Below are 9,669 nucleotides of genomic sequence, written 5' to 3'. Positions count from 1 at the left end.
TGTTCAACTGGCGGAGCTACCGGCGGTGCGACCGCACCGGGACCGGCGACCGGTCCGACCGGCAGCACCGGCGCGGTACGTCCGTCGGCGCTGTCCGCCCCGGAGCCGCGCCGCGGCAGCGGGTCGACTGTCGGGTACGCCACGGTCGGGCTGCCCGCCGAGGCGCCCACCCCGTTGCTGTAGGCGGGCCGGGACGCCGGGGCGGCCGGGGCCGGCGGCGCCACCTGCTGCGCTCCGGTGAAACCGCCGGCCTGCACGGCCGCTGAGGTGTCCCGCGAGTCCAACGGCGACTGCCACTGGGTCGGCGCGGAGGTGCTGCTCTGCCACTGGTCGGGCAACGTCGCCGCGCCGGTGCCGGCACCGGCGTACGACTCGGCGTGACCGGCCGGGGTGAGCGGCGTCTGCTCGACCGCCATCGGCTGACGCGGCCGGGTGAGCACCTGCTCGCGACCCCGGTTGCTGGGCAGCACCACGGTGGCGGCGGGGAGCGTCACCTGGGCGACGGTGCCGCCTTCCGCGTTGCGGCGCAACTCGACCCGGATGCCGTAGCGCGAGGCGAGCCGGCTCACCACGGCCAGACCCATCAGCCGGAACGCGGCCACGTCCACGCTCGGCGGCGCGGCCAGGCGCCGGTTGAGCGAGTCGAGCTGGTCGTCGGTGAGGCCCAGCCCGCGGTCCTCGATCTGGATCAGCACGTAGTCCCGGATCCGGCGACCGTCGGCGACCACAGTGGTGTTCGGCGGCGAGAACCGGGTCGCGTTGTCGAGCAGCTCGGCGACGAGGCGTACCACGTCGTTCACCGCGTGCGCGGCCACCGAGATGTCGGTGTCCACGGTGCCGAACTCGATGCGGTTGTACAGCTCCACCTCGGACTGCGCGGCGCGCAGCACGTCCACCACGAGCGCGTCGTCGCGACGCGGTATGGCGGAGTCGGCGCCGGCCAGGACCAGCAGGTTCTCGTCGTTGCGACGCATCCGGGTGGCCAGGTGGTCCAGCTCGAAGAGCTGCGCCAGCCGCTTCGGGTCCTCCTCGCCGCGCTCGATCGCGTCCAGCTCGCCGATCATCCGGTCGACCAGGGTCTGACTGCGGCGGGCCAGGTTGAGGAACATCGCCGAGACGCTGGTACGCAGCGCGGCCTGCTCGGCCGCGACGCGTACCGCCTCGCGGTGGACGACGTTGAAGGCCAGTGCCACCTGACCGACCTCGTCGCGGTTGGTGAGCTGGATCGGGTCCCGGACCTGCCGGACGATCTCCTCCACGCCGCCGTCGCCCACGCTGCCCATGTTCTGCAGCCGCTGCACGGCGTCGGGCAGGTCGTGGTTGGCCACCGACAGGGCGCCCTCACGCAGCCGGCGCAGCGAGTGGTTCAGCGAGCGGGCCAGCACCACGGCCAGCGTCACAGCGATGATCAGGGTGAGTAGCACCAGCACCGACTCGACCACGGCCTGCCGGATGACGTCCGAGCGCGCCTGGTCGGCCTGTGCGAGGAGGCGGTTCTGCAGTTGGACCTCGGCCCACCGCATCAGGTCGTTGACCGCGCCGATGGCTGCGGTGGCGTCCTGCGCGCTGACCAGTGGACGCTGCCCGACGGAGCGGACGAGGTCGGTGGCGACCCGGTCGGACAACCCGACCGCGTCACCGGAGACGGTGCTGTCGACAAGCGCCCGCTGCACCGGGTCGGCGGCGAGCGAGAAGGCGACCAGGGCCTCCTGCTGGCTGGTCAGGGTGGCCACGAAGGAGGAGAACTGCTCCTCGTCGAGCTGGCCGGCGGTCAGCGCGGTGAAGGCCACCGCCTGCTCCTCGGCCACCGCCGCCTTGGCGCGGGCGAACGCGGCGACGGCCCGACGGCTGTCCGAGAGGCTCTCGTCGCCGGGCAGCTCGGCGAGTCCGTCCCCGTAGGCGACCAGGTCGGTGAGGATGACGCCGTACCTCAGCACCGCCTCGGCGACCGCCATCTGACGGCGGTCGAGCACCTCCTGCCGGGTGCCGTCCAGGGTGGACAGGTGGCCGTCGATCGCCGCCAGCCGGTCCCGCAGAGCCGCCGGCACCTCGCCGATCCGGCCCCGCTCGGCGCGGTACTCGTCGATCCGCTGCTGCGTCTGACGGACCCGCAGGTTGAACGCGTCGGCGGGCTGCTGCGGGGTGGCCAGGTAGGCCGCCGCGGCCATCCGCTCGGACTGGAGGTCCTGCGTGAGCGCGCTGACGTCGATGGAGAGCGCGGTGAGCGACCGGGCCCGGGTGGCGTCGAAGGCGCCCTCGCCGACCGAGATCAGCCGGACCGTGGCCAGTGCGATCACCGCCGCCACGGGGACGACCAGGATCAGCGCCAACTTGGACCGGATCCGGGCGTCACGCAGCCGCGGCAACCCCCGGCGCGGACGTCGCGTGGAGTCGCCGAGCGCGGGCAGGGTCGTCGGTCCGGTGCTCACGACATCGCCTCCGTCGTTTCTTCCCCGCCTGACCCGCCGAACCGTGCCGTAAGCGGAGGGGACCACGCGCGGCACGGCCGCGATTTCATCAGAGAAGATCCTGTTTGGGAAGCCGCAGTCGGGTAGGAAACGGTCGGACGGCGCGGAACCCGTGATCCGGTCAACTGATACCTTCATTTCCGCAAGCCCCTGATCAGGGCATGTAACTCCAGAGTGGTCACGCGTGTATGCAAAGTGAGCTTTTGCAAACATTGTGTTACCCCAGCATGTGGGATGACCGTCCCGAAAATGCAACCGGGGTCCGCGCTTGACCACAGCGCCGGCCATTGGCAAGGTTTTGCAGGCTTCGCGCACACCGTACGGCAGAGGATATCCCGTCCTCCACTGAGGACGGATTAGCGGCGGTGACCGGGCAGCGCCCGCGCCCGCACCTGGAGGACTGAGTTGAGCCCCATCCGCTCCGCGACCATCGCGGCGCTCGCATCGGCCGTAGTTGCCACCACGCTCACCGGCTGCCAGTTCGGTGGGGACGACAAGGACACGAGTCCGATCGTGATCGCTGCGGACCTCGAACTCTCGGGCGCCGCCGCGCCGGTGGGCCGGGCATACCAGAGGGCCCTGGATCTCAAGGTCGAGCAGTTGAACTCCTCCGGAGCACTGAACGGCCGGGAGATCAAGCTGAGGGTGAAGGACAACCGTTCCGACGCCGCCGAGTCACTGCGCAACATCGCCGACTTCAGCAGCGATTCCCAAGTCAGCGCCATCATCATGGGCGGCTGTAACGAATGCGCGGTCGGTGCGGTCGGCACCATCAACGAGAAGCGGATTCCCACTATTGCGCTCGCCGCTTCCGGGACGATCGCCGCTCCGGTCGCGGAACGGCGCTACATGTTCAAGCTGGGCCCGAACGCCGCCGACAGCGCCGCCGCGCTGACCACCGAACTGCGTCGCAAGGGCGTCCGCAAGGTGGGCCTGCTCTACAGCGACGACGACTACGGCCGGGAGGGCGCGACCGCGCTGCGCCGCGAGCTGGCCAAGACCGAGATCAAGCCGTCCGGCGAGCAGGTGGTGAAGACCACCGACACCGACGTCAGCCAGCAGATCGGCCAGCTCACCTCGAAGAAGCCCGACGCGTTGATCGTCTGGACGCCACCGGAGCAGGCGACGCTGGCCGCCACAAGCGCACAGCAGGCCGCCTTCCGTGGGTCGCTCTTCTTCGACGCGGGAGCGGCCGGTGACCTGTTCCTCGGCCCGGCGGCCCGCGCCACCGAACGGGCCACGCTGATCTTCACGCAGACGATGGTGATCGACGACGTGATCGCCACCACGCCCGCGAAGGCGGCCCGGCGGCAGTGGTTCCAGGACTACACCGCGCGCTACGGCGGGTACAACGGATCGTCGTCGTTCGCCGCCGACGCCGTGCAGCTGATCGCCGACGCAGAGCTGCGCGCCGGCGGCGAGATCGGCAAGGTGGACCGCAGCGGCATCCGCGACGTGCTGGAGACGTCCCAGATGGACGGCCTCTCCGGCCCGATCCGAATGACGCCGGACAACCACTCCGGGCTGATGCCGCAGGCCCTCACCACGCTTGTCGCCCGCAACGGCCGCTGGCGGCTGGCAGGCTGAGCCCCACCACGAAAGGCGAGGGCCGGCCCCCAACCAGGGGGCCGGCCCTCGCCGATGCTCGGGATGGAGCCGTCAGCGGCTGCTGGTGGTCTCGCGTACCCAGGGCAGGGCGATCCGCTCGATGAGCAGAAGCGCCGAGTAGAGCAGGATGCTCACCAGCGCCACCAGCATGATCGCCGCCCAGGCGGTGGCGGTGTCGCCGACGCCGGCGTACTGGAGGATGACGTAGCCCAGGCCGCTCTCACCGGCCTGGAACTCACCGATCACCGCGCCGATCGCGGCCAGCGGCATGGCCACCTTGAGACCGACGAAGATCTGCGGCAGCGCGGCCGGGAAACGCACCTTGCGGAACGCCTGCCAGCGGGAGGCGTTCCAGGAGCGCACCAGCTCCGCCAGGTCGGACGGGGTGGTGGTCAGCCCGGTCGCGGTGGACAGCACGATCGGGAAGAAGCACAGCAGGAACACCATGGTCAGGATGGGCTTCTGACCCCAGCCCAACGCCACCACCAGCAGCGGACCCAGCGTGATCTTCGGCACCGCGTTCACCGCGACCAGCAGCGGAGTGAACATCCGCTCCACCGTACGGGAGCTGGCCAAGGACAGTCCGATCAGGACACCGGCGGCCGCGGACAGGGCGAAGCCGAACAGGATCTCCAGCAGCGTGTCCCAGGTGTGTTCCAACATCCGGGCGGGCTTGTCGACGAACGCGGCGAGCACGTCACCCGGCGGCGGCAGGGCGGCCGGGTGGACCAGCTCCAGCCGGGCGATGAGCCACCACGCCGCCAGGGCGACGACGATGCCGGCCACGGGCAGCAGCGTCGCCCCGGTCCCGGCCCGCAGGCCGGCGCCCCGACCCGCCTCGCGGCCGGGACCCGGAGGCGGGGTCGCCGCCACGGCCGGCTCTGCTGAGCGGACGTCGGTCATCTACTTCTCCTCGATATCCCACGGCCGCGGCGGCCGACGAGCGACGGGGGTACGTCCCGCCGGATCCGGCGGGACGTACCCCCTGGTGACGACCGGACGATCAGGCCTTCGGCGCGAGGCTGAAGTCGATGATCTGCTCGGGGGTGATGTTCTGCTTCAGCGCGCCTGCGCCCTGCAGGATCGCGATGCTCTTGGCGACCCGGCCGCTGTCCAGCGTGCCGATGGCGGTGCCCGAGTTGCCGGAGCGGACGTACGCGGCCATCAGCTCCAGCTCGGCGGCGGCGGAGGCGGTGTTGGTGGCGTCGACGTTCTTCTTCAGCAGGTCGGCGGCCTCCTTCGGGTTCGCCAGGCTGTACTCCAGGCCCTTGAGCAGCGCCGCGGTGAACCGCTTCACCATCTCGGGCTTCTCCTTGGCGATCTTGCTGGAGGTGATCAGCACGTTGCCGTAGAGGTCCTGCATCACGTTGCTGTACGGCAGCATGACGGCCTTCTTCTTGGCCACCGCCTCGATCGTCGGCTGACCGACGACGAACTGGCCGATGCCGTCCACCGAGCCGGAGGCCAGCGTGCCGATCAGCGCCTGCGCCTCACCGTTGACCCAGGTCACCTTGCTGGCGTCCACACCGGCGAGCCGGGCGTACGTCGGGAACAGGTTGCGGACGACGGAGCCGGGGGTGTCGGCGAGCTTCTTGCCCTCGAGGTCCTTCGGGGAGGCGATGTTCTTGCCCTCGACGGTGGCGATGCCGGCCATCGTGCGCTGCTGGATCGCGGCCACCGCGACGAAGTCCTTCGCCTGGCCGTTGCCGAGCTGGAGCAGACCGCCGGTGAGATCGATCGGCCCGAAGTCGGCCTGGCCGCCGACGACCGTCTGGATGACGCCACCGGTGCCCTGACCAGCCTTGATCTCGACGTCGAACCCGGCCTCCTTGAAGAAGCCCTTCTCCTTCGCCACCCAGGCGTAGGAGTCACGGCCGAAGTTGCCGAAGGAGGTGAGGTAGGTCACCTTCTCCAGAGCCCCGCCGTTGCCGCCCTTGGCGTCGTCACCCGAATCCGACCCGCTGCTGCACGCGGAGACGAGAGCGAGGGCAGTGGCCAGCGCGGCCGTAGCGACCGTACGGGTCAGCCTTCTCATCAGTAGCACCATGTCCTTTCCGACCGGGGCCGGCAGGCCACCGGAGGGGGTTGTCGCGGCGGAACCGGCGGGAGGGGTGGAAGCCGGCACCGCCATCGTGGGGGACTCTTCGCGGGCACAGCGTACGAGAAACCCACAGTTGCGACGCCAGGCGTATCGGGTTGCGGAACGGAAACAACATGACGAGCACCCCGGACGGTGCGATACGCGGACGACCCCGCTAGCCTTTGTCGGATTCCTGACCGTCCACTCAGCGGAGGTCCGCCGGAGATGATCCGACTGTCCGGGGTGTCGCGTACCTTCGAGGGCCGGTCCGGCCGGGTCGAAGCCCTGCGCGGCATCGACCTCGACGTCGCCGAGGGGGAGTTCGTCGCCGTCCTCGGCCGCTCGGGCTGCGGCAAGTCCACCCTGCTCCGGCTGATCGCCGGGCTGCTCCCGCTGACCGCCGGCGAGATCACCGTGGCCGGTACGCCGATCACCAGGCCCCGCCGGGACATCGCCATGCTGTTCCAGAAACCGGCTCTGCTGCCCTGGCGCAGTGTGCTCGACAACGTCCTGCTGCCGGTCGAGGTCTTCGGCTGGAGCCGCGCCAAGCACCGCGGGCGCGCCCGGGAGCTGCTCGACGTCGCCGGGCTGTCCGGCTTCGAGAAGCGGCTGCCACACGAACTCTCCGGCGGTATGCAGCAGCGCGTCTCGCTGTGCCGCTCGCTGATCGGCGAGCCCCGGGTGATGCTGATGGACGAGCCGTTCTCCGCGCTGGACGCGCTCACCCGCGAGGAACTCTCCGGTGAACTCCAGCGGGTGCACATGGAGAACAAGCCGACAATCGTCTTCGTCACCCACTCGATCGACGAGGCGGTGCTGCTCGCCGACCGGGTGGTCGTCCTGAGCCCTCGCCCCGGTCGCATCCGCAAGGTCGTCGACGTGACCATCCCGCGGCCCCGCACCCTGGGCCGCAACGCCCACCTCGCCGACGTGGCCCAGGTCAGCGCCGACCTGCACGAGCTGTTGATGGAACGCGACCAGCCGGCCGCGGCCGGCGCGGAGGGACGATGAACATGCGGGTGTCGCTCTTCACCGAGCCGCACCGGGGCGCCACCTACGACGACCAGCTCCGCTTCGCCAAGCTGGCGGAGGCCGGCGGCTACGAGGGCTTCCTGCGCGCCGACCACTACCAGTCGATGGGCGCCGACCCCGGACTGCCCGGCCCGACCGACGCCTGGCTGACCCTCGCCGCGCTGGCCCGGGAGACCGAACGCATCCGCCTCGGCACCCTGGTGACGTCGGCCACCTTCCGGCTGCCCGGCCCGCTGGCCGTGATGGTCGCGCAGGTCGACCAGATGAGCGGCGGCCGGGTCGAGCTGGGCATCGGCGCCGGCTGGTACGAGCGCGAGCACACCTCGTACGGCATCCCGTTCCCGTCCGTCGGTGAACGCTTCGACCGGCTGGCCGAGCAGCTTGAGGTGATCACCGGTCTGTGGGCGACGCCGTCCGGCGAGACGTACAGCTTCGCCGGCGACCACTACCGGCTGGTGGACGCGCCCGCCCTGCCCAGACCGGTGCAGGTGCCCGGGCCACCGATCATCGTGGGCGGACGCGGCCCCAAGCGCACCCCCGACCTGGCCGCCCGGTACGCCACGGAGTTCAACATGCCGTTCAAGTCCGTGGCGGAGACCGCCACGGCGTACGACCGGGTGCGGCAGGCGTGCGACCGCGCGGACCGGGCCGGGTCCGGGCGCGCGCCGCTGGTGCTCTCCGCCGGGATCGTGGTGGCCATCGGCCGGACCGACGCGGAGGCGCAGCGGCGTGCCGCGCCCCTGCACGAGAAGAGCGCGCTGCCGCCGGAGGACCCGGTGGTCGGGTCGCCCGCGCAGCTCGTGCAGCGCCTCGGCGAGTTCGCCGAGATCGGCGCCACCCGGGTGCACCTGCGGATGACCGACCTCGCCGACCTCGACCACCTTGAGCTGATCGCCGCCGAGGTGCTCCCGCAACTGGACGGAGAACGATGACCAACGTGATCGACGGAACCCAACTCGGGCCGGTGGGCCAGGAGATCGTGTACGAGAACGACCGGGTCCGGGTCTGGCACATCCGGCTCGAGCCGGGCGAGCGGCAGCCACTGCACCGGCACGACCACCCCTACCTGGTGGTGGCGATCGAGGGCGCGAAGAACGTCGTACAGACCGTCGACGGCACCCGGATCGACGCCGACGAGCCCACCGGTGGAGTGGTCTACCGGGACCCGGGAGCGGTGCACATGCTCACCAATGTCGGAGACACGACTTACCTGGCCCGGCTGGTCGAACTCAAGTAGAACCGCCGGCCGCGGGCCGGCGCGCCGCGCGGCGCGCCGGTGGCGATCCGGTGTACCAGGTGCGTAACGTGCCGGACATGGCCTTTCGGACCTGGGGCAGACTGCTGCTCACGGCGCTCGGGGTGAGCGTGCTGGCCGGGGCCGGTCAGCTCGGTGTCGCGTACGGCTTCGGCATCGTCCGGCTCACCGGCGCTTTCACCGGCACGACCGTCAACCAGTGGCCGGCCCAGCTCGTCTGGGTGGGCTGGTTCGCCGCGAACGCCGCCGTCGCCGGCGCCGTCCTGACCGGGCGACTGGCCCGCCGGGACACCCCGGCGGCCAGCACCGGCCGGCAGCTGGCCATCGGTGGCGCTGCCGCGCTCGGCGCCACCGCCGTCGCGCCGCTCTGCATGCAACCCGCCCGCGCCGCCGAGCTGATCTCGGTCGACCCGGTCTGGGCGGTCGGCATCTGCGCCATCCTCGGCGCGGTCATCGGAGCGGGCGCGGCCATCGCCGTCCTGTTCCGGCCCGAGTTGGGCTGGAACATGGCGGCCGTGGCCGGCGTGGTCTGGCTGGTGGCGCTGATCTCCATCCTGCCGTCGCTCGGCACCACCGGCCCACTGCCCACGGTGCGGCTCGGCGTGCTGGAGCCGAGCTGGCTCGACGACGACGCCGCCCAGCGGCTCTCGCTGGTGCTGCTCCCCATCACGGCGCTGCTCGCCGGCGCGGTGACCGCCGGGTTCTCCCGCTGGCGGGGTCAGGTCCCCCTGACCAGCGGAGCCACCGGCGTGGCCGGTCCGGGTCTGGTGGCGTTCGCCTACCTGACCGCCGGTCCCGGTGACGTCGTGGACCGCTACCAGACCACCCCCTACTACGGCGCGCTGATCGCGATCCTCGCCGGTGCGCTCGGCGCGGCGGCGGCAGCCCTGCTGCGCTGGCCGGTACGGGCCCGCGGCACCGACCCGCAGGTGATCGAGCCGACCACCATCCTGCGTCCACTGCCCGCCGGCCCCGCCCTGCCCGGCGCCAGGTCGACGGCTCCGGCCGACGACCTCGACGCCACCGACCACCCGTCGGACGAGCCCACCACCACCGAGCGCACCGGGCTCGGGACCATCGCCGGGGAGCCCACCACCGCGGGGCGGACCCGTCCCGACCCGCACACCGCCGACGCCGCGGTGCGCACCGTTCCGGCGCACTGGGACTGGCCGGGTACCACGGCGAGCGGCCAACACGGCCCGGCCACCCCCGACGCTCCCCGACCC

8 protein-coding genes are annotated in these 9,669 nt (G+C 71.5%); 5 read left to right on the top strand and 3 right to left on the bottom strand.

Going from position 1 to position 9,669, the window contains the following annotated elements; all coding sequences use genetic code 11:
- Nucleotides 1-2,429: sensor histidine kinase (locus FHG89_RS06235; RefSeq protein WP_139583400.1), on the bottom strand; the 2,429-nt coding region annotated here is incomplete at its 3' end.
- Nucleotides 2,430-2,873: 444 nt separating this feature from the next.
- Here FHG89_RS06235 and FHG89_RS06230 point away from each other — a divergent pair.
- A complete protein-coding gene (locus FHG89_RS06230) occupies nt 2,874-4,055 on the top strand; it encodes an ABC transporter substrate-binding protein (RefSeq protein ID WP_139583399.1) in 1,182 nt (393 codons plus the stop codon).
- A 72-nt stretch (nt 4,056-4,127) separates the two neighbouring features.
- Here the strand turns inward: FHG89_RS06230 and FHG89_RS06225 are convergent, their stop codons facing one another.
- Nucleotides 4,128-4,979 carry an ABC transporter permease gene (locus tag FHG89_RS06225; protein WP_139583398.1) on the bottom strand — a complete coding sequence of 284 codons (852 nt, stop codon included), beginning with the start codon at nt 4,977-4,979 and terminating at the stop codon, nt 4,128-4,130.
- 100 nt (nt 4,980-5,079) lie between these two features.
- Nucleotides 5,080-6,111 (bottom strand): ABC transporter substrate-binding protein, encoded by a 1,032-nt coding sequence (locus FHG89_RS06220; protein ID WP_139583397.1) that lies wholly within the window; start codon nt 6,109-6,111, stop codon nt 5,080-5,082.
- Between the two features lie 270 nt (nt 6,112-6,381).
- Between FHG89_RS06220 and FHG89_RS06215 the strand changes: the two genes are divergently transcribed.
- The 4 genes from FHG89_RS06215 to FHG89_RS06200 all read left to right on the top strand — a co-directional run.
- Nucleotides 6,382-7,167, top strand: a complete 786-nt coding sequence (locus tag FHG89_RS06215) for an ABC transporter ATP-binding protein (RefSeq protein WP_139583396.1) — start codon at nt 6,382-6,384, stop codon at nt 7,165-7,167.
- Between the two features lie 2 nt (nt 7,168-7,169).
- A complete protein-coding gene (locus FHG89_RS06210; protein WP_139583401.1) occupies nt 7,170-8,120 on the top strand; it encodes an LLM class F420-dependent oxidoreductase in 951 nt (316 codons plus the stop codon).
- On the top strand, nt 8,117-8,425 hold the full coding sequence (locus tag FHG89_RS06205; RefSeq protein ID WP_139583395.1) for a cupin domain-containing protein: 309 nt from the start codon (nt 8,117-8,119) through the stop codon (nt 8,423-8,425). Before FHG89_RS06210 ends, FHG89_RS06205 begins: the two co-directional genes overlap by 4 nt.
- A gap of 77 nt (nt 8,426-8,502) precedes the next feature.
- Nucleotides 8,503-9,669, top strand: a 1,167-nt coding sequence (locus FHG89_RS06200) for a hypothetical protein (protein WP_139583394.1), incomplete at its 3' end; no start/stop codon positions are given.

Source organism: Micromonospora orduensis, from assembly GCF_006228125.1.
GTDB lineage: Bacteria > Actinomycetota > Actinomycetes > Mycobacteriales > Micromonosporaceae > Micromonospora > Micromonospora orduensis.
This window is presented reverse-complemented; position numbering and strand designations above follow the sequence as displayed.

What these genes read in the sequence shown, in the direction of transcription:
- FHG89_RS06220 (WP_139583397.1), bottom strand. Translation starts at nt 6,111, where the DNA reads ATGAGAAGGCTGACCCGTACGGTCGCTACGGCCGCGCTGGCCACTGCC.
- FHG89_RS06215 (WP_139583396.1), top strand. Translation starts at nt 6,382, where the DNA reads ATGATCCGACTGTCCGGGGTGTCGCGTACCTTCGAGGGCCGGTCCGGC.
- FHG89_RS06210 (WP_139583401.1), top strand. Translation starts at nt 7,170, where the DNA reads ATGCGGGTGTCGCTCTTCACCGAGCCGCACCGGGGCGCCACCTACGAC.
- FHG89_RS06225 (WP_139583398.1), bottom strand. Translation starts at nt 4,979, where the DNA reads ATGACCGACGTCCGCTCAGCAGAGCCGGCCGTGGCGGCGACCCCGCCT.
- FHG89_RS06205 (WP_139583395.1), top strand. Translation starts at nt 8,117, where the DNA reads ATGACCAACGTGATCGACGGAACCCAACTCGGGCCGGTGGGCCAGGAG.